The 24,963-nt window shown below is 73.6% G+C and carries 21 protein-coding genes, 1 tRNA gene, 1 rRNA gene and 1 pseudogene; 5 read left to right on the plus strand and 19 right to left on the minus strand.

Annotation, left to right across the window (positions count from 1 at the left end):
- Window positions 1-74: 74 nt before the first annotated feature.
- Both gcvH and KZX60_RS09320 read right to left on the minus strand, forming a co-directional pair.
- Entirely contained in the window at window positions 75-461 is a 387-nt protein-coding gene (gene gcvH / locus KZX60_RS09315) for a glycine cleavage system protein GcvH (RefSeq protein ID WP_248117743.1), read from the minus strand.
- A gap of 178 nt (window positions 462-639) precedes the next feature.
- Window positions 640-2,118: a peptide MFS transporter gene (locus KZX60_RS09320; protein WP_248117805.1), complete on the minus strand. Its 1,479-nt coding sequence runs from the start codon at window positions 2,116-2,118 to the stop codon at window positions 640-642.
- Between the two features lie 201 nt (window positions 2,119-2,319).
- Between KZX60_RS09320 and KZX60_RS09325 the strand changes: the two genes are divergently transcribed.
- Window positions 2,320-2,841, plus strand: coding sequence for an adenine phosphoribosyltransferase (locus KZX60_RS09325; RefSeq protein ID WP_248117745.1), 522 nt, complete (start codon window positions 2,320-2,322; stop codon window positions 2,839-2,841).
- A 97-nt stretch (window positions 2,842-2,938) separates the two neighbouring features.
- Here the strand turns inward: KZX60_RS09325 and KZX60_RS09330 are convergent.
- From KZX60_RS09330 to KZX60_RS09370, 9 genes and pseudogenes are all read right to left on the minus strand, one after another.
- Window positions 2,939-3,012 (minus strand) — tRNA-Pro (locus KZX60_RS09330).
- A gap of 338 nt (window positions 3,013-3,350) precedes the next feature.
- The gene (locus KZX60_RS09335; RefSeq protein ID WP_248117747.1) at window positions 3,351-3,839 is read right to left on the minus strand and encodes a hypothetical protein; all 489 of its coding nucleotides are present in this window, start codon (window positions 3,837-3,839) and stop codon (window positions 3,351-3,353) included.
- A 103-nt stretch (window positions 3,840-3,942) separates the two neighbouring features.
- Entirely contained in the window at window positions 3,943-5,481 is a 1,539-nt protein-coding gene (der, locus tag KZX60_RS09340; RefSeq protein ID WP_248117749.1) for a ribosome biogenesis GTPase Der, read from the minus strand.
- On the minus strand, window positions 5,478-6,263 hold the full coding sequence (gene cmk / locus KZX60_RS09345) for a (d)CMP kinase (protein ID WP_248117759.1): 786 nt from the start codon (window positions 6,261-6,263) through the stop codon (window positions 5,478-5,480). Before cmk ends, der begins: the two co-directional genes overlap by 4 nt.
- Window positions 6,264-6,265: 2 nt before the next feature.
- Window positions 6,266-7,408 (minus strand): prephenate dehydrogenase, encoded by a 1,143-nt coding sequence (locus tag KZX60_RS09350; protein ID WP_248117761.1) that lies wholly within the window; start codon window positions 7,406-7,408, stop codon window positions 6,266-6,268.
- The gene (locus KZX60_RS09355) at window positions 7,405-8,364 is read right to left on the minus strand and encodes a pseudouridine synthase (protein WP_248117762.1); all 960 of its coding nucleotides are present in this window, start codon (window positions 8,362-8,364) and stop codon (window positions 7,405-7,407) included. The genes KZX60_RS09350 and KZX60_RS09355 overlap by 4 nt, the downstream gene beginning before the upstream one ends.
- Before the next feature lie 129 nt (window positions 8,365-8,493).
- Entirely contained in the window at window positions 8,494-9,354 is an 861-nt protein-coding gene (locus KZX60_RS09360) for a ParA family protein (protein WP_248117807.1), read from the minus strand.
- A 207-nt stretch (window positions 9,355-9,561) separates the two neighbouring features.
- Window positions 9,562-10,053 (minus strand): annotated as a pseudogene (locus KZX60_RS09365) (cation:dicarboxylase symporter family transporter); the annotation flags it as partial.
- Window positions 10,054-10,262: 209 nt separating this feature from the next.
- Window positions 10,263-12,218 carry an AMP-binding protein gene (locus tag KZX60_RS09370; protein ID WP_248117765.1) on the minus strand — a complete coding sequence of 652 codons (1,956 nt, stop codon included), beginning with the start codon at window positions 12,216-12,218 and terminating at the stop codon, window positions 10,263-10,265.
- A 156-nt stretch (window positions 12,219-12,374) separates the two neighbouring features.
- Between KZX60_RS09370 and KZX60_RS09375 the strand changes: the two genes are divergently transcribed.
- The 4 genes from KZX60_RS09375 to KZX60_RS09390 all read left to right on the plus strand — a co-directional run bounded on the left by KZX60_RS09375 (window position 12,375) and on the right by KZX60_RS09390 (window position 16,735).
- Entirely contained in the window at window positions 12,375-13,061 is a 687-nt protein-coding gene (locus KZX60_RS09375) for a GntR family transcriptional regulator (RefSeq protein ID WP_248117767.1), read from the plus strand.
- Entirely contained in the window at window positions 13,058-14,584 is a 1,527-nt protein-coding gene (locus KZX60_RS09380; protein WP_248117769.1) for an MmgE/PrpD family protein, read from the plus strand. The genes KZX60_RS09375 and KZX60_RS09380 overlap by 4 nt, the downstream gene beginning before the upstream one ends.
- Window positions 14,584-15,522, plus strand: a complete 939-nt coding sequence (gene prpB, locus KZX60_RS09385; protein ID WP_248117771.1) for a methylisocitrate lyase — start codon at window positions 14,584-14,586, stop codon at window positions 15,520-15,522. Before KZX60_RS09380 ends, prpB begins: the two co-directional genes overlap by 1 nt.
- 67 nt (window positions 15,523-15,589) lie before the next feature.
- Window positions 15,590-16,735 carry a bifunctional 2-methylcitrate synthase/citrate synthase gene (locus tag KZX60_RS09390; RefSeq protein WP_248117773.1) on the plus strand — a complete coding sequence of 382 codons (1,146 nt, stop codon included), beginning with the start codon at window positions 15,590-15,592 and terminating at the stop codon, window positions 16,733-16,735.
- A 199-nt stretch (window positions 16,736-16,934) separates the two neighbouring features.
- Here KZX60_RS09390 and xerD read toward each other — a convergent pair whose 3' ends face one another.
- The 8 genes from xerD to rrf form a co-directional block, all read right to left on the minus strand.
- Complete coding sequence (xerD, locus tag KZX60_RS09395) at window positions 16,935-17,861, minus strand: site-specific tyrosine recombinase XerD (protein WP_248117809.1); 927 nt, start codon at window positions 17,859-17,861, stop codon at window positions 16,935-16,937.
- Window positions 17,862-17,959: 98 nt separating this feature from the next.
- The gene (locus KZX60_RS09400; RefSeq protein WP_248117775.1) at window positions 17,960-18,667 is read right to left on the minus strand and encodes an NUDIX hydrolase; all 708 of its coding nucleotides are present in this window, start codon (window positions 18,665-18,667) and stop codon (window positions 17,960-17,962) included.
- Window positions 18,660-20,414, minus strand: coding sequence for a DNA repair protein RecN (recN, locus tag KZX60_RS09405; RefSeq protein WP_248117777.1), 1,755 nt, complete (start codon window positions 20,412-20,414; stop codon window positions 18,660-18,662). The genes KZX60_RS09400 and recN overlap by 8 nt, the downstream gene beginning before the upstream one ends.
- Window positions 20,411-21,508 carry an NAD kinase gene (locus KZX60_RS09410; RefSeq protein WP_248117786.1) on the minus strand — a complete coding sequence of 366 codons (1,098 nt, stop codon included), beginning with the start codon at window positions 21,506-21,508 and terminating at the stop codon, window positions 20,411-20,413. The genes recN and KZX60_RS09410 overlap by 4 nt, the downstream gene beginning before the upstream one ends.
- A gap of 70 nt (window positions 21,509-21,578) precedes the next feature.
- On the minus strand, window positions 21,579-22,391 hold the full coding sequence (locus KZX60_RS09415) for a TlyA family RNA methyltransferase (protein WP_248117788.1): 813 nt from the start codon (window positions 22,389-22,391) through the stop codon (window positions 21,579-21,581).
- Entirely contained in the window at window positions 22,384-23,199 is an 816-nt protein-coding gene (locus KZX60_RS09420) for an HAD-IIA family hydrolase (protein ID WP_248117790.1), read from the minus strand. The genes KZX60_RS09415 and KZX60_RS09420 overlap by 8 nt, the downstream gene beginning before the upstream one ends.
- Window positions 23,196-24,164: a hypothetical protein gene (locus KZX60_RS09425; protein WP_248117793.1), complete on the minus strand. Its 969-nt coding sequence runs from the start codon at window positions 24,162-24,164 to the stop codon at window positions 23,196-23,198. Before KZX60_RS09425 ends, KZX60_RS09420 begins: the two co-directional genes overlap by 4 nt.
- Window positions 24,165-24,845: 681 nt before the next feature.
- A 5S ribosomal RNA gene (gene rrf, locus KZX60_RS09430) occupies window positions 24,846-24,962 on the minus strand.
- Window position 24,963: the final 1 nt, after the last annotated feature.

Raw genomic sequence — 24,963 nt, forward strand, 5'->3', positions numbered from 1 at the left:
CGCGCGGGGGTGGTGTGGGTGCCGCCGACGCCGCCCCCGCACGAAGGGGGCGGGGCGGCGTCGGAGGGAGGGGATCAGCTGACGTGCGAGGCGTAGCCCTCGGCGTCCATGAGGCCGTCGAGCTCGGCGGCGTCGGAGAGGGTGATCTCCAGCAGCCAGCCGCCCTCGTACGAGGCGCTGTTGACGAGGCCGGGCTCGCCGTCGAGCTCCTCGTTGACGGCCGAGACCGTGCCGGACACCGGGGCGTAGATGTCGGAGACCGACTTGGTGGACTCGACCTCACCGACAGCGGTGCCCGCGGTGACCTCGGTGCCGACCTCGGGGAGGTCGACGTAGACCACGTCGCCGAGGGCGTCCTGGGCGAAGTCGGTGATGCCGACGCGCACGGTGCCCGCGGCGTCGGCCTCGGCGATCCACTCGTGCTCGGCGGAGTACTTCAGTCCTGCGGGGATGGTGCTCATCGGGAGGGCCCCTTCACTGGTGGAGACGACGGTGGGTGCTCTCCAGCACCTTACCGAATCCGCGGGTGACTCGCGCCACCGCACGGCACTCGGAACGCTCGGCGCCCCGCACCGGGAGGGGTGCGGGGCGCGGAGCGGGCCTGCGACGGCGCGCGGGCCGGGAGGGGAACGGCGTGCGTCAGCGCACGCCGCGCATGCCGCGGCGGATGGCCGGGGCCAACAGGAGCATGAGCAGGCCCACGCCCACGGTCACGGCGCCGATGACGCCGAAGTAGCCGGCCTCGTTCTGCTCGGAGTAGGACCCGGCGAGGGACCCGGCGAGGGCCGGGCCCAGCGCGACGGCGAGGTTGAACAGTGCCACCGTCATCACGGGGAAGGCCGCGGGCGCCAGCTTCGTGGACAGGGAGAGGCCGACGGGCGACACCATCAGTTCGCCCAGCGTCATGACGAAGAGGATCAGCGTGAGCCACAGCAGCGGCACGGAGGCCACGCCCGCCATGGGGATGAAGAGCAGGAACGCGAGGCCGATCAGGAGGATGCCGATGCCGAACTTCACCGGGGTGGAGGGCTGGCGGTTCCCGAGGCGGGTCCACAGGGCCGCGTAGATCGGCGCGAAGGCGATGATGAACACCGGATTGATCGAGTTGACCCACTCCATCGGGGCCTCCCAGCCGGCGACGACGCGGTCGAGGCGGTTCTCCGAGTACAGGGCCACCACGGTGAACTGCTGCTGGAACAGCGCGAAGAACACCGCGGTGCCGACGAAGAGCGGGATGAAGGCCTTCACGCGCGACCGCTCGTCCGCGTCCACCTTGGACGAGGTCAGGAGCATCACGAAGATCCCGACCGCCGCGAGGGCGGAGAGCGCGACGACGGCGTCGGCGAGGTTGTCCACCGTCACCAGTCCGGTGAGGAACAGCGCCGCGACGACGGCCACGGCGGCGAGCGCGATGAGCGCCCAGCGGCCGTACTGGGAGCGCGGCAGCGGGTCCGGGACGCCGTGCACGCTGTCCGGGAGGTCCTTGCGCGTCAGGGCGTACTGCGTCAGGCCGATGGCCATGCCCGCCGCGGCGAGGCCGAAGCCCACGTGGAAGCCCCACATGTCGCGGGCCCAGCCCGTGAGGAGCGGGCCGATGAGGGCGCCGATGTTCACGCCCATGTAGAAGATGGAGAAGCCGGCGTCGCGGGCCCGGTCGCCCTTGGCGTAGAGCGAGCCCACGATGTTGGCCGCGTTCGCCTTGAGGCCGCCGGAGCCGATGGCCACGAGGAAGAGGCCGAGGATGAGGCCCGGCACGCCCGGGACGAGGGCGAGGGCGATGTGGCCGAGCATGATCCCGATGGCGGAGAAGAACAGGGTCTTCTCGGAGCCGATCAGGCGGTCGGCGACCCAGCCGCCGAGGATGCAGAAGACGTAGACCATGCCGCCGTACGCGCCCACGATGCCCGTGGCGACCGCGCGGTCGATCCCCAGGCCGCCGTCCGCGACGGACCAGTACATGTAGTACACGAGCATGGCCTGCATGCCGTAGAAGGAGAACCGCTCCCACATCTCCACGGAGAAGATGTTGGCGAGGGGTCCGGGCTGGCCGAAGAACCGCCGGCCCGAGGGGTTGTGCGCGTCCGGCGCGCCGGGCGACGGCGCCGTGGCGGGGTTCACGCGGGCGGAGGGCTCGACGTCGGGCGCGGAGCCGGGGGCGGTGTCTGTGCGATGGATCACCGATCCACTGTCCTCCCGGACGCCCTCGTTATCAAACTGACAAGGGGTGATGCTCGACACTCGACGGACGTTGCGGGGGCGGCGGGCTCTCTCATCCCGCGCCCGGAGGGCCACCCGCGGGCGCCCGTCTACGCTGGCCCCATGCCTCACTCCCCCGAGATCGACCGCGCCCGCTCCCTGATCCGCGTCGTCCAGGACCACCCCGTCCCGGGCGTGGCCTTCCAGGACATCACCCCGCTCCTGGCCGACGCCCGGGCGTTCCGGGCGTGCGTGGAGGCGCTGGTGGAGCCTTTCGCGGGGTCGTTCGACGTGGTGGCCGGGGTGGAGGCCCGCGGCTTCCTGCTGGCAGGCGCCGCCGCGATGCTCACGGGCACGGGACTCGTGCCGCTGCGCAAGGCGGGCAGGCTCCCCGCCCCGGTGGCCTCCGCGAGCTATGCGCTGGAGTACGGGGAGGCCGCCATCGAGGTCTCCGTCGACCTGCACACGGGAGACCGCGTCCTCGTCCTCGACGACGTCCTGGCCACGGGCGGCACGCTCGCCGCGGCGGCGCGGCTAGTGAGGGAGCGGGGGGCACACGTGGCCGGCGCGGCGTGCCTGCTCGAGCTCGAGAGCCTCGGCGGACGGGCGGCCGTGCCCGATGCCCACGCACTCATCCGCGTCTGACCCGGACAGGCGGTCACATGGACGGCCCGTCACACCGAGGGGCCCGGACGCAGAAGGACCCGGCCCCGCCTGCGGCGGAACCGGGTCCTTCGATCGGTCGGGCTGACAGGATTTGAACCTGCGACCCCTTGACCCCCAGTCAAGTGCGCTACCAAGCTGCGCTACAGCCCGTGGCGACTCCGCGTCCTGCGCGGTTCGGCACCCGATGATCCTACACCGCCCCCGGCCGGGAGGCGAATCGGCGAGGACGACGCGGCGGGGACCCACCGCTCGGAGACGAACAAGGGGCCCACGTCCGCTTCCGCGACCATGCACCCCTTGCCCCTGTACCAAGGGTGACCCGACCGAGAGTCCCCCGGTGTCCGCGGCCTTCGCCGAGGCGTCCCGCGGTGGTCTACACGCATCTGTGGCAGGGCCGTCCCGGGGGACGGCACGAACCATCGATGATCATGCGTACGCGGGTGAGGATAGCACGGGAGCCGCCTCCCGCCGTGCCACGGCGCCGCAGGTCAGAACGTGAACGCGCGGTCCCCCACGCGGAACTCCACGTCCTTCAGGTCTGGCATGGACTCCTTGGCCCTCTCGGCGGCGTCCCGCAGCTGACCCTCGAGCTCGGCGGGGTCCGCGGAGAGGACGTCGTCGGCGTAGTCCACGATCACCCTGCCCTCCTCCTTCATGGCCTCCACGTCCACGACGTCGTCCACGGAGGGCAGGGAGGACACGAGCTCGTCGGCCGTGGCCTGCGCGTCCTCGGAGGCGTCGCCGAGCCCGGAGAGGGCGTCCTCGGCCCGCTGCCGCAGGTCCGGGAGGTCGACCCGGCGGTCGGCCTCGTCCTCGAGCTCCTGGATGCGCTGCTCGGCCCGGGAGATCCGCTCGTTCGCGCTCTCCAGGGCGGCCTGGGTCTCGGAGTCGTCCGCGGCACAGCCGCTGAGGGTCAGCGCCAGGGCGGCGACGGCGGCCATCGAGGCCGCGGGGCGGGGGCGTCGGCGGGTTCTCATGGATCCAGGCTAGCCGGGCGGCATGGACGTCGCATGGGAGCACCGCCTCCGCCGCCTGGGAGTTCACGAGCGGCGGACTCTTCCGGCGGAGGGGGTGCCGGCGTCAGCGGCGGCGGCCGCGCTTCTCGCGCACGCGCATGCCGATCTCGATCGGCGTGCCCTCGAACCCGAAGGTCTCGCGGAGGCGGCGCGTGATGAAGCGGCGGTAGCCCGGATCCAGGAAGCCCGTCGTGAACAGCACGAACTTCGGGGGACGGACCGAGGCCTGCGTCGCGAAGAGGATGCGGGGCTGCTTGCCGCCGCGCAGCGGGTGCGGGTGCGCGGCCACGAGCTCGCCGAGGAACGCGTTGAGCTTGCCCGTGGGGATGCGGGTCTCCCACGAGTCGAGCGCCGTGTCCAGCGCGGGCACGAGGCGGTCCTTGTGCCAGCCGGTGAGCGCCGAGATGTTCACGCGCGGAGCCCACGCCACGTGCGCGAGGTCCCGGTCGATCTCCTTCTCGAGCTGCTCACGGCGGTCCTCGTCCACCTTGTCCCACTTGTTGAACGCCACCACGAGGGCGCGGCCGGACTCGAGCGCCATCTGCAGGATGCGCACGTCCTGCTCCGAGATGACCGAGGGGGCCTCCAGGAGGACCACAGCCACCTCGGCCCGGTCCAGGGCGGACGCGGTGCGCAGGGAGGCGTAGTAGTCCGCTCCGTGCGCCATGTGCTGGCGGCGGCGGATGCCCGCCGTGTCCACGAAGCGCCACAGGCGCCCGCCGAGCTCGATCAGCTCGTCCACCGGGTCACGGGTCGTGCCCGCGAGGTCGTCCACCACCACGCGGTCGGAGCCCGCGAGCTTGTTCAGCAGGGAGGACTTGCCCACGTTCGGGCGGCCCACGAGTGCGATGCGGCGGGGGCCGCCACGCGGCACCAGGCCCCCGTGCGCCGACTCCTCGGGGAGCGCCTCGAGGGCGGCGTCCAGCAGGTCGGCCACGCCGCGGCCGTGCACGGCCGAGACGGGGTGGGGGTAGCCGAAGCCGAGGGACCACAGCGAGGCCGCCTCGGCCTCCTGCACCATGTCGTCCACCTTGTTGGCGGCCACGATCACGGGGCGGTCCTTGCGACGCAGCATGGTCACCACGGCCTCGTCGGTGGAGGTCATGCCCACGGTGGAGTCCACCACGAACACCACGGCGTCGGCCACGTCCACCGCCAGCTCGGCCTGCTCGGCCACGCGGCGGTGGATGCCCTTCGCGTCGTGCTCCCAGCCGCCGGTGTCCACCACGGTGAAGGTGCGGCCGTTCCACTCCGCCTCGTAGGAGACGCGGTCACGGGTCACTCCCGGCACGTCCTCCACCACGGCCTCGCGGCGGCCGATGATGCGGTTCACGAGGGTGGACTTGCCCACGTTGGGGCGGCCCACGATCGCGAGCACCGGGGGCACGGGCGCGTCGGGCTCGAGGTCGTCGTCCACGTCCCAGTCGCCCAGGAGCGCGGCGTCCTCGTCGTCCAGCTCGTAGTCGGCCAGGCCGGCGCGCAGCGAGGCGGCCCGCGCGGCGGCCTCCTCGTCGCTCATCGCGGCGAGGCGCTCGGCCACCTTGTCGTCGCCCGCGGGCGTGTACTCGTCGTCCTCGGGGCGGTTCTGCGGGTTCTCGCTCATCGTCCCTGTCCCTTCTCGGCCGGGCGCGCCCCACGGGCTGCCTCCCCGGCCTGTTCCTCGACGGCGGCCATCACGGCCGCCACGGTCTGCTCGAAGTCGAGCTCGGTGGAGTCCACGAACACCACGCCCTCGGCGGGGCGGTCGAACGTGGAGACGGCGGCGTCGCGCGCGTCGCGCCCGACCACCTGGCGATTCAACGTGCCGGCGTCGACGCCGGGCTCGCCGGCGGCGGCCAGCTGGCCGGAGCGGCGGGCCGTGCGCACGGCCTCGGAGGCCGTCAGCAGGACGCGGGCGTGGGCATCGGGGGCCACCACGGTCGTGATGTCCCGACCCTCGGCCACCATGCGCCCGGCGTCCGCGATGGCCGCGCGCTGGCGGCGGCGCAGCTCCTCACGCACGGGGATGACAACGGCCACGGTGGAGACGACGTCGGTCACCTCGGCACCGCGGATGGCCTCGGTGACGTCCGCCTCGCCCACGAGCACGACGTCCTCGTCCGGGTGGGTCGACTGGGTCAGCGGCATGGTGCGCGCCGCCTCGAGGATGGCCTCGGGGTCGGCGAGGTCCACCCCGGAGTCCAGGCAGTGCCACGCCACGGCGCGGTACATCGCCCCCGTGTCCAGGTAGGCGGCGCCCAGGCGCCGGGCCACCTCGCGGGACACGGAGGACTTGCCGGACCCGGAGGGGCCGTCGACGGCCACTACGAGGGGCGCGGCGTCCGTGCCCGCATCCGTGCGCGCGGCCTCGGCCGCGCGGGCGTGCTCAGCGGTGTTCTCGGCCATCCTCAGACCACCTTCCATCCGGCGTCGGCCAGTGCCGACACGAGTTCGTCCTTGCATCCGGGCAGCACGGACACGTCCACCATGCCCGCCCGATGCCCGGAGGCGTGCTCGAGGCGCAGGTCCTCCACGTTGACGCCCGTGCGGCCGACGGCCTCCAGGAGCGCTGCGATCTGGCCCGGGGCGTCGTCGACGACCACGGTCACCACGGCGAACGCCTGGGGCGGCGTCCCGTGCTTGCCGGGGATGCGGGCCCGGCCCGCGTTCCCCTCGGCGATGAGCCGGGCGATCCCCAGGCGCGCGCCCGGCGCCGCCGGCGCCTCGAGCACGTCGAGCAGGCCGTCCAGGTCGTCCCGGAGGCTGCGCAGGGCAGGCACGATCCGCTCGGCGTTGCCCGCCAGGATCTGCACCCACAGCTGCGGGTCCGACGCGGCGATCCGGGTGGTGTCCCGCAGCCCGTTGCCCGCGAGCGCGAGCGACGCGTCCGCGGTGTCCTGCAGTCGCGCCGCCACGAGGGAGGCCGCGATCTGGGGGAGGTGCGAGATCAGGGCCACCGCCTCGTCGTGCGCCTGCGCGTCCATGCGGGACGGGGTCGCCTTCAGGACGCGGGCGAGGGCCTCCCCCGCCGCCAGGGCCGCCGGCGCGGTCGTGGGCTCGGGGCACAGCACCCACGGGCTTGCCGTGAACAGCGTCCCGCGGGCGGCCACGGGGCCCGAGCGCTCGGAGCCGGCCATGGGGTGGGTGCCCAGGTGGCGATCGGCGTCGGCGGCGGAGATCTCCCCGCGCTCCACGGCCTCCCGCACCGCGCGGGCCACGCCCTCCTTGACGGAGGCGATGTCCACCACGACGGCGCCCGGCCAGCGCCGCAGCGAGTCCACCACGACGGCGGCCGTCACATCCGGCGGCGCCGCCACCACCACGAGGACGGGCGGCGTGTCCCGGAGGGCGTCGCCGTCGAGGTCCACCGCGACGCCGGCCCCGATGTCCTGGGCCACGCCGCTCGCCGAGGGCGAGGGGTCGTGGAGGAGCACGGTGGACCCGGCCGCGCTGAGGCCGATGCCGATCGAGGTGCCGAGCAGGCCCGTGCCGCGGATGAGCACGGGCTCCGGGACGCCGACCGCGGCGGCGGGCGCCTCGGCGGTGCTCACAGCCCGACCAGGGCCTTGAGGTGGCCCAGCTCCTGCTGCGAGAGCGGACGGACGCTGCCCTGCTTCTGGTCGCCCAGGAGGATCGGGCCCACCTTCACGCGGACGAGACGCTCTACGGGGTGGCCGATCTCCTGGAAGAGGCGGCGCACGATCCGGTTCTTGCCCGAGTGCAGGACGACCTCGACGAGCACGTGGCCCGGCGTCGAGTCCACGAGCTTGAAGGAGTCCACCTTGGCGATGCCGTCCTCGAGCTCGATGCCCTCGCGCAGGCGGTTGGACACGCCCTTCGCGAGCGGGCCGCGCGTCTGCACCACGTAGGTCTTGGGGACCTCGTAGCTGGGGTGGGTGAGGCGGTTGGCCAGCTCGCCGTCGTTGGTGAGGAGCAGCAGCCCCTCGGTCTCGTTGTCCAGGCGGCCCACGTGGAAGAGATGCTCCTGGCCCGGCTTGAGGTACGTGGCGATCGAGGGACGGGCCTCGGGGTCGATCATCGTGGAGATGACGCCGCGGGGCTTGTTGAAGACGAGGTACTGACGGGAGGTGTCCGTCTGCACGGTGATGCCGTCCACGCGGATCACGGCGGAGCGGGGCTCCACGCGGACGCCGGGCTCGGTGACGATCTTGCCGTTGACCTCCACGCGGCCCTCGGCGATCAGGTCCTCGCACACGCGACGGGACGCGACGCCGGCCGAGGCCAGCACCTTCTGGAGGCGCTCGCCGTCCTCGGTGTGGACGCCGGTGAGGTCCGCGGCCTTCGCGCGGGCGGCGCCGGCGCCACGGCCGCGACGCCCGCGGGGGCGCTCGACGGCGCTCTCGTCGAAGGGGGCCTCGTCCTGCGGACGGGCGGCGGCCCCGCGGCGGGGGCCGATCTGACGCTGGAAGTCGCGCTCCTGGAACGGGCCGCCTCGTCGTCCGACGGCGGGGGTTCGTCCGGAGCCTCGCGGCTTGCGGGAGTTCATGGGAGGGTGCTTCCTTCCGGGATGCGTTCGACCGCAGACCGCCCGCCAGGGGCCGGAATGCGGAGGGGTTCACGCGGCGGTTCGCACGCGTGCACCCTCCATTGTCGCAGATCCCGGACGCTCAGCGGATCACGGGGCGCCGCCGCGGCTGATGAGCTCGCGGGCGAGCTGGCGGTAGGCCCGGGCGCCGTCGTGGTTCTCGGCGTAGCTGGTGATCGGCGTGGCGGCCACGGTCGCGTCGGCGAACTTGATGGAGCGCTTGATCACGGTCTCGAACACCTTGTCCCCGAAGCCGGCCACGAGCGAGCCCACGACCTCCTTCGAGTGGAGGGTGCGCTGGTCGAACATCGTGGCCAGCACGCCGTCGATCTCCAGGTCAGGGTTGAGCCGATCCTGGACCTTCTCGATGGTCTCCACGAGCAGCGCCACGGCGCGCAGCGCGAAGAACTCCGCGGTGAGCGGGATGATCACGCCGTGGGAGGCCGTCAGCGCGTTCACGGTGAGCAGGCCGAGGGAGGGCTGGCAGTCGATGAGGACCACGTCGTAGTCGTCGCGCACCTGGCGCAGGGCCCGGTCGAGCACCTGCTCCCGGGCCACCTCGTTCACGAGCTGCACCTCCGCGGCCGAGAGGTCGATGTTGGCCGGCAGCAGGTCCATGTTCTCGAAGGGGGTCCGCAGGATCGCGTCCCGCGCCGTCACGGAGCGCTCCATGAGCACGTTGTACACGGTGGTGTCGAGCTCGTGGGGGCTCGCGCCGAGGCCCGCGGAGAGCGCGCCCTGCGGATCGAAGTCCACCATGAGCACTCGGCGCCCGTACCCGGCGAGGGCGGCGCCCAGGTTGATGGTCGACGTCGTCTTCCCGACGCCGCCCTTCTGGTTGACCATCGAGATGATGCGGGCCGGGCCGTGGCCCTCCAGGGGCGCAGGCTCGGGGAACTCGTGCTTGGGACGGCCGGTGGGGCCGATCACGGGCTCCCCGTGGATGGTCATGACGGGGGTGGGTTCCTTCGAGGTCACGGCGGTGCCGGCTCCTTCCACGGGGGGTGTGGCGCCCTGCCGGCGCCTCGCCCGGTCACGGGCGCGCGGCTGCCGTCGGCGCGATGCTCGCCCTCCACCCTAGTGCCTGGGCGGAGACGCCGAGGGGCCGAGGGCAGCAGCCCCCGGCCCCTCCGCGACGGCGGCGCGTGCGCCGTCCGGTCAGCGGCGCGTCGCCTCGTCCGGGATCGCGGTGTGCAGGCTCGACCCGGGGTGGCCCTCGAACGCCTGCTCGGCGGCCGTGGGCGACTCGACGACGTCGTGACCGACCACGGAGGCCTCGTCGAACTTCACCTCGCCGGCGAGGACGGCGCGCGCGCGCTCCCCGTCGAGCTCCCCGACCCAGCGGCCGATGAGGAGGGTGGCCACGGCGTTGCCGGTGAAGTTGGTGAGCGCGCGGGCCTCGGACATGAACTTGTCGATGCCCACGATCACGCCCATGCCGCCGAGCAGCTCGGGGCGGTGCGCCTGCAGGCCGGCGGCCAGGGTGGCCAGGCCGGCGCCCGTCACGCCGGCGGCGCCCTTGGAGGCGATGATCATGAAGAGCAGCAGGCCGACCTGCTCGCCGAGGTTCATCTCCATCCCCATCGCGTTGGAGACGAAGAGGGCGGCCATCGTCAGGTAGATGGCGGTGCCGTCCAGGTTGAAGGAGTAGCGGTGCGGTCCTTCGGCTTCTTCGCCGTGGGCGGTGCGCCGGCGGTCGTGTGCGCCATGGCACGGTCCTTTCAGAGGGTGCGAGAGATGTCAAGGATCACCCTACGATGAGATGAGCGCCACTTCGGCCACGCACGGCATTGCGACGGGGGCGGGAGAGGCCGGCCGGCCTTCCCACCCCCGTCACGGCGCGTGCCCTCGACGCGGCCTCAGCGCTGCGGGTGCAGGAGCCGGCGCAGATCGTCCAGGACGGAGGCGTCCTCGATCGTGGAGGGCACCGTGTACTCCTCGCCGTCCGCCATCTGGCGCATGGTCTTGCGCAGGATCTTGCCGGAGCGGGTCTTGGGCAGGGCGTCCACGATCGCGACGTCGCGGAAGTCGGCCACGGGGCCCACGCCCCGCCGCACCGCCTGGCGCAGCTCGTCGAGGAGCGCGGCCTCCGCCGGGGAGCCCGGCTCCGGCGTCTCCGCCCCGGACTTGAGCACCACGTAGCCGGAGGGGCGCTGGCCCTTGAGCGGATCCGCGAGCCCGACGACGGCACACTCCGCCACGGCCGGGTGCGCGGCGAGCGCCGCCTCGAGGACGCCCGTGGAGAGGCGGTGCCCGGACACGTTGATGACGTCGTCGGTGCGGCCCAGGACGAACACGTAGCCGTCCTCGTCCACGAGGCCCGAGTCGCCCGTCGCGTAGTGGCCCTCGAAGGCGGAGAGGTAGGAGTCGATGTACCGCTGGTCGTCGCCCCACAGGGTGGGCAGGGTGCCCGGGGGCAGGGGGAGGCGCACCGCGATGTTCCCCTCCTCTCCGGGGCCCACCGGCTCGCCCAGGCCGTCCAGCACCACGAGGTCGAATCCGGGCGAGGGCACGGATGAGGAGCCGATCTTCACGGGCAGCTCCTCCAGCCCCACCGGGTTCGCGGCGATCGCCCAGCCCGTCTCCGTCTGCCACCAGTGGTCGATGACCGGCATGCCCAGCAGGCCCTCGATCCAGCGCTGGGTCTCCGGGTCCAGGCGCTCGCCGGCGGCGTAGAAGTGCGCGAGCGTGCTGAGATCGTGCTCCTTCATGAGCGCGCCCTCGGGGTCCTGACGGCGGATGGCGCGCAGCGCGGTGGGGGCCGTGAAGAAGGAGCGGACGCCGTGGTCCTCGATCAGGCGCCAGAACGCCCCCGCATCGGGCGTGCCCACGGGCTTGCCCTCGTACATGACGGTGGTCGCTCCGGCCAGCAGCGGACCGTAGACGATGTAGGAGTGGCCGACCACCCAGCCCACGTCCGAGGCGGTGCACATGGCCTGGTCCGGGCCGACGTCGTAGATGTTCTCCATGGTCCACCGCAGGGCCACGGCGTGTCCGCCGTTGTCCCGGACCACACCCTTGGGCCTGCCCGTGGTCCCGGAGGTGTAGAGCACGTAGAGCGGATCGGTGGCGGCGACGTCCACGCAGGCGGCCGGCTCAGCGGCGGCCACGGCCTCGTCCCAGTCCTTCCACGCCGCTCCCCCACGCTCGGCGACGTCGGCCAGCGCGGTCTCGAAGCCGTCGCGGTGGTGGACGAGGACCGTCCGCACCGGGTGCGAAGCCGTCTCGAGCGCCTCGGCGACGGCGGGCAGGTACTCCACGCGGCGCTTCGGCTCGATGCCGCCCGAGCACGTCAGCACGACGTCGGGCGCGGCGTCGTCGATGCGGGCGGCGAGCTCGCGCGGGGCGAAGCCGCCGAAGACCACCGAGTGGACGGCGCCGAGGCGGGCGCACGCGAGCATCGCGACGGGCGCCTGCGGGATCATCGGCAGGTAGACGAGCACGCGGTCCCCCTTGCCCACCCCCTGGGCCGCGAGGGCGCCCGCGAGCGCGGCCACCTCGTCCCGCAGCTGCGCGTAGGTGTAGCGGGTGACCGTGCCGGTCATCGCCGAGTCGTGGACCAGCGCGAGCGCGTCGCCGCGGCCGGCGTCCACGTGGCGGTCCAGGCAGTTGTGGGCGGTGTTCAGGACGCCGTCCGGGAACCAGCGGTGCAGGGGCGCGTTCGAGGAGTCGACCGCGCGCGTGGGCGGGGTGGTCCAGTCGATCGCCTGGGCCGCCTCGAGCCAGAACCCCTCCGGGTCGGCGAGGGAGCGGGCGTGGACGTCTGCGTAGGAGCTGCGGGTGCCGAGGGCCGGGGATGCGTCGGGAGTCGCCATGCCGCGATCGTAGTGCGCCACATCACAGAGATCAAGGGTTTCTGTATACATGTTCTCGCAACGGCAGGCCTGAGTGAGGACACCGAGGCGATTCTCAGGCGCATTCACCCCGATGGGGCCTTGGCGGTGGGGGGTGCCCGTGTATACACTTCTGGCATGCGAGCGAGTGAGCGGGCCTACCAGACGCTGAGGACGGAGATCCTCGAGTGGTCCCTGCCGCCCGGCGCCGGGCTCGCCGAGGTCGAGCTGGCCGAGCGGCTGGGGATCTCCCGCACCCCGGTCCGGGAGGCCATCTCCCGGCTCGTCGCGGACGGCCTGGCCGAACAGGCCACGGGGCGCGGCGCCGTCGTGGCCGACATCTCCCTCGAGCAGGCGGACCAGCTGTTCGAGCTGCGGATCGCGCTCGAGTCCCTCCTCGCCCGGCGAGCCGCCCAGCGGGCGACGGACGAGGCGGCCGAGTCGCTGGCCGATCTGGCCGAGCGGTTCGCGGCCGCCGCGCCGTCCCTGCGCGCGGGGTCCGACCCGACCGCCTACTACGCGATGACGTCCGAGCTGGACGCCTCGCTCGACGCCGCGGCGGACAACCCGTACCTCGTCTCGACCCTGCGGACACTGCGCCTGCACCTCGCGCGCCTGCGCCGGCTCGCGGCGAACGACCCGGCACGCCTGGCCACCTCCGCCGAGGAGCACGCGGACATCGCGTCCGCCGTCGCCTCCGGCGCCGCCGACCTGGCCGAGGCCACCACCCGCGTCCACCTGCACCACGCCTTCCACCACCTCACCCGGAGCCGTCGCGACGACGCCGGGGCCCTGCTGACCCCCACCGAAGGAGACCGACCATGAAGAACCACCACGTCCGCGTCCACCGCTCCGAGGAGAACCTCGAGCGCAAGGACCAGCTCGCCATGAAGCTCGCCGAGGTCGCCGTGGACCCGGTGGAGATCCTCCCGGAGGTGGAGGAGATGATCGTCAACCGCATCATCGACAACGCCTCCGTCGCCGTCGCCTCGCTCCAGCGCGGCCCGATCGTCGCCGCCCGCGCCCAGGCGCTCGCCCACCCCGCCTCCACCGGCGGCGAGGGCGCCACCGTGTTCGGCATCGACCAGAAGGTCTCCCCCGAGTGGGCGGCCTGGGCCAACGGCGTGGCCGTGCGCGAGCTCGACTACCACGACACGTTCCTGGCCGCCGAGTACTCCCACCCCGGCGACAACATCCCGCCGATCCTCGCGGTCGCCCAGCACACGGGCCGTTCCGGCAAGGACCTCGTGCGCGGCATCGCGACCGGCTACGAGGTGCAGGTGGACCTCGTGAAGTCCATCAACCTGTACGGCCACAAGATCGACCACGTCGCGCACATCGGCCCTTCGGCCTCCGCCGGCATCGGCACGCTCCTCGGCCTCGACGCCGAGACGATCTTCCAGGCCATCGGCCAGGGCCTGCACACGACGACGGCCACCCGCCAGTCCCGCAAGGGGGAGATCTCCACGTGGAAGGCCCACGCCCCGGCCTTCGCCGGCAAGATGGCCGTCGAGGCCGCGGACCGCGCGATGCGCGGCCAGACCTCCCCCGTGCCGATCTACGAGGGCGAGGACGGTGTCATCGCGTGGATGCTCGACGGCCCGGACGCCTCCTACGAGGTCCCGCTGCCCGAGAAGGGCGAGCCCAAGCGCGGCATCCTGGACACCTACACCAAGGAGCACTCCGCGGAGTACCAGGCGCAGGCCTGGATCGACCTCGCCCGCAAGCTGCACGGCGAGCACCCCGAGGCCACGGACCCGGAGAACGTGGCGTCCGTGCTGATCAAGACCTCGCACCACACCCACAACGTCATCGGCTCCGGCGCGAACGACCCCCAGAAGTACGACCCGACGGCGTCCCGCGAGACCCTCGACCACTCGATCCCCTACATCTTCACGGTGGCCCTCCAGGACGGCGCGTGGCACCACGTGGACTCCTACGCCCCGGAGCGCGCCGCGCGCCCGGACACCGTGGAGCTGTGGCACAAGGTCACCACGGTGGAGGATCCCGAGTGGACCCGCCGCTACCACTCCCTCGACCTGTCCGAGAAGGCGTTCGGCGGCGCCGTGGAGATCACGCTGGCCGACGGCACCGTCATCACGGACGAGATCGCGGTGGCCGACGCGCACCCGCTCGGCGCGCGCCCGTTCTCCCGCGAGCAGTACATCCAGAAGTTCCGCACCCTCGCCGAGGGCATCGTCACGCCCGAGGAGCAGGACCGCTTCCTCGCGGCCGCCCAGCGCGTGTCCGAGCTGGAGGCCGGCGAGCTGGACCAGCTCAACGTCCAGGCCGACCCGGCCTACCTGTCCGAGGCCGACCTGGCCGCCGCTCCGAAGGGCCTCTTCTGATGCTGTACTCCACGAAGACCGCCGAACAGAAGCGCAGGGACCTCCGCGAGACCCTCGCGAAGGGCGGCGCGCAGCAGTTCCCCGGCGCGTTCACCCCGCTCACCGCGAAGCTCATCGAGGAGAAGGGGTTCCCGGGCGTCTACATCTCCGGAGCCGTGCTCGCCAATGAGCTCGGCCTGCCCGACGTCGGGCTGACCACGCTGACCGAGGTGGCCCAGCGCGGCGGGCAGATCGCCCGCCTCACGGACCTGCCCTGCCTGATCGACGCGGACACGGGCTTCGGCGAGCCGATGAACGTGGCCCGCACCGTGCAGGAGCTCGAGAACGCCGGACTCGCCGGATGCCACATCGAGGACCAGTTCAACCCGAAGCGGTGCGGCCACCTCGACGGCAAGAACATGGTGGACCTGGACACCGCCGTCAAGCGCATCGCCGCCGCGGTGGACGCCCGCCGGGACCCGAACTTCCTCGTCATGGCGCGCACCGACCTGCGCGCCGTCGAGGGCCTGGACGCCGCGATCGCCCGCATGAAGGCGCTCGTGGAGGCCGGCGCGGACGCGATCTTCCCGGAGGCACTGAAGGACATCGGCGAGTTCGAGACCGTGTGTCGCGAGCTGGAGCCCCTCGGGGTCCCGGTCCTGGCGAACATGACCGAGTTCGGCAAGTCCGAGCTGTTCACCCGCCGGCAGCTGGCCGACGCCGGCGTCGCGATGGTGATCTACCCGGTCACCCTGCTGCGCTCCGCGATGGGCGCCGCCGAGCGTGTGCTCGACGCGATCTCGTCCGAGGGCACCCAGCAGTCGCAGGTGGAGCACATGCTCACCCGCGCCCGCCTGTACGAGCTCGTGGACTACGAGGCCTACAACGCCTTCGACACCGGCATCTTCAACTTCGACGTGCCGACCACGGACATCGAGTCCAACAACGCCAATCTCTGACCGTCACCGTTGACACCACCGCGGCCCGCCCGCCCGGGCGGGCCGCCTCTCCTCTAGGAGGCACATCATGACCGAGACCGAGATCAAGAAGGGCCTGGCCGGCGTCGTCGTGGACACCACGGCGGTCTCCAAGGTCAACCCCGAGACCAACTCCCTGCTCTACCGCGGCTACCCCGTGCAAGACCTCGCGGCGAGCCTGCCGTTCGAGGCCGTCGCGCTGCTGCTCTGGACCGGCGAGCTGCCCTCGGACGAGGAGCTCTCCGAGTTCGAGCGCTTCGAGCGCGCCCACCGCGTCCTGGACCCGAAGGTGAAGGCCGCGATCGACCTGCTCCCCACGGACTGCCACCCCATGGACGTGGGCCGCACCGCCGTGTCCGTGCTGGGCGCCAACCACCCGAAGGCGGAGGACTCCTCCCCGGAGGCCGAGCTGGAGAAGGCCAAGGCGCTGTTCGCGGCGTTCCCGGCCGTCGTCGCCTACGACCAGCGCCGCCGCCGCGGCCAGGACGTCGTGGAGCCCCGCGAGGACCTGGACTACTCGCAGAACTTCCTCTGGATGACGTTCGGCGAGGAGGCCGCCCCCGAGGTGGTGGACGCGTTCCGCGTCTCGATGGTGCTCTACGCCGAGCACTCCTTCAACGCGTCCACCTTCACGGCGCGCGTCATCACCTCCACGCTCTCCGACCTGCACTCGGCCGTGACCGGCGCGATCGGCGCGCTCAAGGGCCCGCTGCACGGCGGCGCGAACGAGGCCGTCATGCACACCTTCGACGAGATCGGCATCCGCCAGGAGGAGTCCCGCGAGGACGCCGCCGCCCGGTCGAAGGCGTGGATGGAGGACGCGCTGGCCCAGAAGAAGAAGGTCATGGGCTTCGGGCACCGCGTGTACAAGAAGGGCGACTCCCGGGTGCCCACCATGAAGGCCGCGCTGGACCGCATGATCGAGCACTACGGACGGCACGAGATGCTCGGCCTGTACGACGGTCTCGAGCAGGCCATGGACGAGGCGAAGCAGATCAAGCCGAACCTCGACTACCCGGCCGGCCCGACCTACCACCTCATGGGCTTCGACACCGAGATGTTCACGCCGATCTTCATTGCCGCGCGCATCACCGGCTGGACCGCTCACATCATGGAGCAGCGCGCCGCCAACGCGCTGATCCGCCCCCTCTCGGCCTACGACGGCCCCGAGCAGCGCGAGCTGCCCCAGCAGTGAGCACCCCCTCTCCGCAGAGTGGTCACGACACGCCGTCTGCACAAACGGCACACGGCGTGTCGTGACCAGCCTGCGGGGTCAGATCCAGGGCCGCGGCCGGACCGGCGGTCACGACCTGACCCACGACGACGGCGGGTCGCCCCCCCCACACGGGAGGCGGCCCGCCGTCGGCGTGCCGGCCCGGGTCAGCGTGCGCGGGTCAGCGTGCCCGCGGGTGCGCCATGGCGTAGACCTCGCGCAGCGACTCGACGGTGACGAGCGTGTACACCTGCGTGGTGGTGACGGAGGCGTGGCCCAGCAGCTCCTGCACGACGCGCACGTCCGCGCCGCCGGCCAGCAGGTGTGTGGCGAAGCAGTGGCGCAGCGTGTGCGGGGAGACCTCGGCGTCGATCCCGGCGCGCTCCGCCGCTCGCTTCAGCACGGCCCATGCGGACTGCCGGGAGAGCCGTCCGCCGCGCCGGTTCACGAACAGCGCGGGCGAGGAGGCCGTCGCCCCGCCCACCATCGCGGGCCGGCCCCGCACGAGCCACGCCTCGAGGGCCTCGGACGCGTACGAGCCGACGGGCACCACGCGCTCCTTCGAGCCCTTGCCGAACAGGCGCACCACGGGCTGGCCGCCGTCGCCGTCCTCGACGCCCCTGAGCCCCACGACGTCGTCCACGTCCAGGCCGACGACCTCGGAGATGCGCGCTCCGGTGCCGTACAGGAACTCCAGCAGGGCGCGGTCCCGCAGCCCCGCCGGGGTGTCCACGGAGACGGACTCGAGCAGCGCGGTCACCTGCTCCACGGGCAGCGCCTTCGGGAGGCGGGCACCGGGCCGCGGGGGATGGACGTCCCGCGCGGGGTCGGACTCGGTGATCCCCTCGAGCGCCCAGAACCGATGCAGGCCGCGCACCGCGGCGAGCACCCGCGCGGCCGAGCGCACCGCGAGGGGCCGGCCGCCGTCGGCTCCGGTGCCGAGCGCCTGGAGGAAGCCGGAGACGTGCCCCGGCTCCACGGCGCGCGGCTCGCTGATGCCGTGTGCGTCCAGCCAGGCCCGGTATCGCTGGAGGTCGCGCCGGTACGCGGCCAGCGTGTTCGCCGCCAGTCCCCGCTCGACGGCGAGGTGGTCCAGATGTCGCCGGATCGGGGCCGCGAGCGGCGAGGGTGCGTCGGGTTCGCGCCCGGTCCCACCGGGCTCGCCCTGTCCCCCCGTGCCGCCGGCCGTCGTCGTCCTCGCCGCGTTCACGCGGGCCAGTCCGCCCCCGGGCCCTGCCGCTCCGGCACGAAGGGGGCGTCCACGGGGCGCAGTCGCCGCCACCCGCGCGCGCGGTGCGCCTGGAGGGCGAGCACGGCCACCACGGTGGAGGGGTTGTGCACCCGTCCGTCGAGGACGGCGTCGACGACCTCGTCCACGCCCACCCAGGCCAGCGGCATGGCGGCCTCCTCGTCGGTGCGGGCGAAGCGCTCCTCCTCCCCCACCTCGCGCACCTTCCGGGCGAGGAACACGCGGATGGCCTCGGTGGAGCCGCCCGGGGAGGTGAAGTAGTCCACGAGGGTGTGCCACTCGTCGGCGCGCAGGTCCGCCTCCTCGTGCAGCTCGCGCACGGCGACCTCGTGGAGGGCCTCGCCGTCCACGTCCCGCAGCCCGGCCGGGATCTCCCACAGCTCCATGCCCACGGGGTGCCGGTACTGCCGCACGAGGGCGACCTGCTCCTGCGGTCCGGCCCCGGTCATGGCGGTGCGCAGGGCCAGCACCGCGACGGCGCCGGGGTGCACCATGAGCTCGCGCGTGATCGGCTCGACCTCCTTCTCGTCCGGGTCCAGCCGGAAGGTCTCGCGGGCGATGTCCCACACGCGCCCCTCGAACACGGTCTTGGCCTTCTTCACCTTGCGCGGGACGTGCAGGTCGCGCAGCGGGGCGCGGCCCGCGGCGGCGGGGATCTCAGGCATCGTCGTCCTCCTCGTGGGTGCGGGATTCGAGCAGCTCTCGGGCGTGGGCCCGGGCGGCCGCGGAGTCCCCGTGGCCGGCCAGCATGCGGGCCAGCTCCTCGACGCGTTCCTCCTCGCTGAGGGTCACGACGTCGGAGACGGTCACGCCCGCTCCGGGATCCGAGTTCTTCTCCACGCGCACGTGGCGGTCCGCGTAGGCGGCCACCTGGGGCAGGTGGGTCACGGCGATCACCTGTACGTGGCGGGCCAGGCGGGCCAGGCGGGCGCCGATGCGCACGGCGGCCTCGCCGCCCACGCCGGCGTCGACCTCGTCGAAGACGAAGGTGGGCACCGGGTCCGTGGCGGCCAGGACGACCTCGAGCGCGAGCATCACGCGGCTCAGCTCGCCGCCCGAGGCGCCGCGGCCCAGTGGACGCGGCTCGGAGCCGGCGTGCGGGCGCAGCGCGAGGGCCACCTCCTCGGCGCCGTGCGGTCCCAGCTCCTCCCCGGGCAGGGGGGTGAGGCCCACGTGGAAGGACGCGTCCGGCATGAACAGGGCGTGCAGCTCCTCGGTGACGGCCGCCTCCAGCTGCTCGGCGGCGGCGGCGCGCAGGGCGCTGAGCTCCGCGGCGCGCTCGCGCAGGACGGCGTCCAGGCGGGCGAGCTCCGCGTCGAGCTCCTCGAGGCGGCCGGTGTCTCCCTGCAGCTCGTCGAGGCGCGGGCGCTGCGTCTCGGCCCACGCCACGACGTCCGTGAGCTCGGGCCCGTAGAGGCGCTGGAGACGGGTGAGCTCGGCCAGCCGGGACTGGGCGGCGTCGAGGTCTCCGGCGGCGTCGGCGTCGAGGTCGGCGCCGTAGCCCGCGAGGTCCCCGGCGATGTCCGTGAGCACGAGGGAGGCCTCAGCCAGGCGCGCCGCCGCGGCCTCGAGGTCCGTGTCCTTCCCGGGGGCGGCCGCCAGGGCCTGCCGGGCCGCCTCCACGAGGGCCACAGCCCCGGGGATCTCCTCGGCGGCGTCCACGTCGCCGCCCGTCAGGTGGGCGTACGCGGTGCCGGAGGCGGCGCGCAGCTCCTCGACGTCCTCGAGGCGGCGGATCCGTGTCCGCAGCTCCTCGTCCTCCCCCGCGGCCGGCTGGGCGAGGTCGATCTCCTCGAGGGAGCGCTGCAGGGCCTCGGCCTCGCGGGCGCGCTCCTGCTGGTGGGTGCTGAGCTCGTCGCGTTCACGGCGGGCGGCGCTCCATGCCGCGTGGTCGCCGCGGTAGGCGGCGAGCACGGCCTGCAGCGGCGTCCCGCCGAACGCGTCGAGGGCGCGCCGCTGGGCCTGCGCGCTCTGCAGGCGCACCTGGTCGTTCTGGCCGTGCACGGCGACGAGCGTGGCGCCGATCTCGGAGAGCAGCCCCACCGGGACCGTGCGTCCTCCCGCGCTCGCGCGGGACCGGGTGCCGTCCCCGGACGCGGTCACGGAACGGCTGAGCACCAGGTCGCGCACCCCGGCCTCGTCCGCCTCGTCGACGACGGCGCCGGCCCCCTCCGCGAGCGCCAGCGCCGCGTGCCCCTCGGGGACGCGGACCTCGGCGTCCACCGCGGCGCACCTGGCGCCGCGCCGGACCACGCCGGCGTCGGCCCGCGCGCCCAGCAGCAGGCCGAGCGCGGTGACCACCATGGTCTTGCCGGCGCCGGTCTCACCGGTGACGACGGTGAAGCCGGGGTCCAGCTCCACGCTGGCCTCCCCGATCACCCCGAGACCGGAGATGCGCAGGACGTCGATCACGAGCCCTCCTCCGAGCGGCGCCACGGGCGGCCCTCTTCCCGGTGCCGCCGCAGCTCCTCCGGGGAGAGCACGGGCAGGCTGGCGGTGGCCGGGGCGACGACCTCAGGACGCGGACCCGCGTGCCGCGGCTCGACCGTCTCCACGGCGTAGCCCGCGGCCGCGTCTCTCTCCTCGGCCGTCACGGGGCCACGCCACCCCTCGGTGGGCAGGCGGAACTTGCGCACGAGGCGCTCCGCGAAGGGGGTGGGGTTCAGCCGGGCCAGCCGCACCGGCTCCGCCGAGCGGGACACCTCGACCCGCGCCTGGGGCGGCAGTTCGACGGTGCGGCGGCCGTCGCACCACAGCACGCCGGTCTCCCGCGTGCGGGTCATGACGTCCACGGCGATCGTGCTGCGCGGGCCGACCACGCACGGCGTGGCGAAGAGGGCGTGGGCGCTGATGGGCACGAACAGCAGGGCCTCCACCCCGGGCCACACCACGGGACCGCCCGCGGAGAACGCGTAGGCGGTGGAGCCGGTCGGGGTGGCCAGGACGACACCGTCGCAGCCGAAGGCCGTCAGCGGCGAGTCGTCCACCGAGACGACGACCTCCAGCATGCGCTCCCGGTTCGACTTCTCGACGGAGGCCTCGTTGAGCGCCCACGTGCGGGCGACCTCGTGGCCGTCCACCCGGACCACGACGTCGAGCGCCATCCGCTCGATGACCACGTACGCCTCGTCCGCGATCGCCTGGACCGTGCGGTGCAGGTCGGTGCGCTCCGACTCGGCGAGGAAGCCGACGTGGCCGAGGTTGACCGCGAGGAGCGGGACCCCGTGCCCGCGCACGAAGTCGGCGGCGCGCAGCACCGAGCCGTCGCCGCCGAGCACGAGTCCGAGGGCGACGTCGGTCAGCGCGCAGTCCACGCCGAGGGTGAGGGGCGCGAAGCCGTCCGGCTCGTCGGCCGCCTCACGGATGGCCCGGATGTCCTGTTCGAGCATCACGGTGCTCAGGCCCTCGTCCGCGAGTGCCGCGGTGGCCTGGAGCGCCGCACTGATGGCGTCCTGCCGCCCGGTGTGGGCGAGCACGAGGACGCGGCGTGCGGGGTTCTGGGGCATGGTTCCTTCCGCGGGCGGACGGCGGGGTGGGGCGGGACGCGTCCGACCAGGATAACCAGGCGGGGCGGCCTCAGCCCCAGTCGACGGCCTGGGCGGTGCACAGCCGCTCCGCGTGCCCGGCCGCGTCGTCGGTGGAGGGCGAGGCGGCGGCGCGCAGGCGGAGGAAGAACTCCACGTTGCCGTCCTGGCCGGGCAGGCCCGAGCGGGCCACGCCGGTGGCCTCGAGCCCTGCGCGATGCGCCGCGGCCACCACGTCGGTCACCGCGCGCCGGCGCGCCGAGGGGTCCGTCACGACGCCGGTGCGCGGCAGCGCGGTCCGTCCCACCTCGAACTGGGGCTTCACCATGAGCAGCAGGTCGGCGTCGGGCGCGCACACGCCCGCGAGGGCTCCCACCACGAGGCGCAGGGAGATGAAGGAGAGGTCGGAGACGACGAGCTCGACCAGCCCTCCCGTGTGCGCGGCCGTGAGATCGCGGACGTTCAGCCCCTCATGCACGATCACCCGCTCGTCCGCCCGGATCTCGGCCGCCAGCTGGTCGTGGCCGACGTCGACGGCCACCACGGGGGCGGCCCCGCGTTCGAGGAGCACCTGGGTGAAGCCGCCCGTGGAGGCCCCGGCGTCGAGGGCGCGGCGCCCGGCGACCGCCACGTCCGGGAAGGCCGCGAGGGCGCTCACGAGCTTGTGGGCGGCACGGGACACGTACCGCGGGCCGTCGTCCACGAGGGCGAGCTCGACGCCGGGCCCCACGGGCTGGGCGGGACGGCGCACCGGCGTCCCGTCCGCCAGGACCTGGCCGGCGCGGATCAGGGCGGCGGCGTCCGTGCGGGAACGGGCGAGGCCCCGGGCGGCCAGGACGACGTCGGCGCGTCCGACCTCAGGCATCGGCCCCGAGCGCCTCGAGGAGGGCGGAGAGGTCCGCGACGATCCACGCGGGGCGGTCCCCCGCGGGCGCCGCCTCGGCCGTCGCACGCGTGTCGATGCCCGTGAGGACGAGGACGGTGTCGTAGCCGGCGGCGTTGCCCCCGCGGATGTCCGTGTCCAAGCGGTCTCCCACCACGAGGGGACGGGAGAGGCCGAGCGCGCGGGCAGCGCTGCGGAACAGGTGCGGCTCGGGCTTTCCGGCGGCCACAGGGGACGTGCCCGTCGCGTGGCCGACCGCCGCCACGAGGGCGCCGTTGCCGGGGGCGACGCCCTCGCCCCGGGGGATGGACCGGTCGAGGTTGGTCGCCACCCACGCGGCGCCGGCGTTGACGGCGTAGGCCGCCTCCGCGAGGTCGGACCACGCGAGGGACGGGTCGAAGCCCTGGATGACGGCATCCGGGTGCTCGGCCGCGGACTCCACGAGGGTGTGGCCGCGCTCGGCCACGACCTCCCGCAGGTATGGCGACCCGACGACGAGCACACGGCCGGCCTGCGACCCGAGCGTCTCCCCGAGCAGGTCGGCCCCCGCAACGGCGGAGCCGAAGACCTGGGACGGCTCGGCGGGGATGCCCAGCGCGGTGAGGTGCTCGGCGACCGCCTCGGGGGCGCGCGAGGCGTTGTTGGTGACGAACGCGACCGGGACACCCCGGTCCTGCAGGGTGGTCAGGGTCTCGACCGCACCCGGGATCGCGGCGCCGCCGGCGTAGACGACCCCGTCGAGGTCGCAGAGCAGGCCGTCGTGACCGTGGAGCACACCGTGGGCCGTCATCGGGCGTCGCCCTCCGCCGCCGCACCGTCCTCCGAGGCCCGATCTGCCGCGGGGACCTCGGCCGAGGCGTCCGCCGGAGCGTCGAAGAGGGCCATCTGTTCCGGGTCGTGGTCGACGACGACCGAGGGAGCGGCCTCGTCGGTGTCCGCGGCATCGGGCACCGACGCCTCCTCGTGGGGGCTCGCGGGGCGAGGAGGACGGTCCTCGCGGCGGTCATCGGCGCGTCCGTGGCGGGCACCGCCCCGGTCGCCCGCCCGAGCACCCCGGTCGGGCTCCTCCGCCGGCTCCACCTCGATGTCCATGATCTCGGGCTCGGCGAACCCGCCGATGCCGAGCGCCTTCTCCGCCACACGGACGGAGCGCGCCCACAGGCGGGCCTCCTCGCGTCGGCCGAGGGCTGCCAGGACGTCGGCCTGCCGCTGGAAGAGGCGCGGAGAGAAGGGGTATCCGCGTCGGCGGTCCAGCTCGGGGATCTGGAGCGCGTCGTGGGCGCCCTGCAGGTCACCCAGGTCCTCGTGCACGCCGGAGACGACCATCACCAGCTCGACCCGGGCCTCACGGCTGAGCTCCGCGGGGTCGACCTCAGCGGCCAGCTGCAGCGCCTTGTCGAGACGGCCGAGGGCCCGCTCGCTGTCCACCTGCGCCGCGATGTGGGTGTCGTCGCCGGTCATGCGACGGTAGGTGCGGAACTCGCGCAGGGCGTCGCCGTACTCCCCCGCCGCGTAGGCGGTGAGCGCGACGGCCTCACGGACGCGGGAGAGGCGGCCGCCCTTGCGGGACGCGGCGAGGGCGTGCTGGAACGCCAGGGCCGGATCGTCCTCGAGGTAACGGCCGGCCATCACCAGGTGCTTGGCCACCCACTCCGCGGGGCGCTCGTCGAGGCCGCCGATCTCCTTGAGAGTGCCGCGGTCCAGCTCCTTGCCGGTCACATCATGGTCGATGTCCGGGGAGCGCTCCTGGTCCACCCGGTTCGCGGCGCGCAGATCCCGGGGGTTGTGGGCAGGGCGCTGACGTTCGGCGTCCGGGCGGCGGCGGTCCTCGAACGGACGTCCGCCGCGGGCGTCACGGTCGCCCTGCCGCCGGGCTCCCTGAGGGGCACCGTCCCGGCGCCGCTCCCCCGCGCCGCCGCGGCGATCACCGAAGGAGGCGCGCCGCTCGCCACTGCCCGCACCGTCGCGCCGGCGATCATCGAAGGAGGACCGCCGATCGCCCGCCGCCTCGTCGCGGCGACGGTCGCCACCCCACGCGCGCCGCTCTCCGCCGCCGGCGTCGTCGCGACGACGGTCCCCGGAGAAGGCGCGACGCTGACCACCCCCGGCGTCATCCCGGCGGCGGTCCCCGCGTCCCGCCCCTGCCTGGGGAGAGCGAGAACGCTGACCGCCGTCGGAGGAGCGCTCCGGGCGCCCACGGCCTCCGGCGGGTCGATCGCGGCGATCGTCTCGGGGGGTCTCCTCGCGGGGGGTGCCGTCTGCCATGTGGTGTCCTCTCTCCCCGCCGCCCCGTGGAAAGGGACGAATCGGGCGGTGCTCAATCCGCGCTCGTCCTCGAGGTCCGAGGCAGCGCGAGGTCTGTCGTCCAGCCTAGTGGTGTGGAAACAGAAAAGGCCCTGCACACTCGGTGCAGGGCCTTTTCCCTCTTCAAAAGATGTCCGGCGGCGACCTACTCTCCCACAACCTCCCGGTTGCAGTACCATCGGCGCTGTGGGCCTTAGCTTCCGGGTTCGGAATGGAACCGGGCGTTTCCCCCACGCTATGACCGCCGTAA

It is taken from the genome of Micrococcus sp. EYE_212, assembly GCF_023147585.1.
Lineage (GTDB): Bacteria > Actinomycetota > Actinomycetes > Actinomycetales > Micrococcaceae > Micrococcus.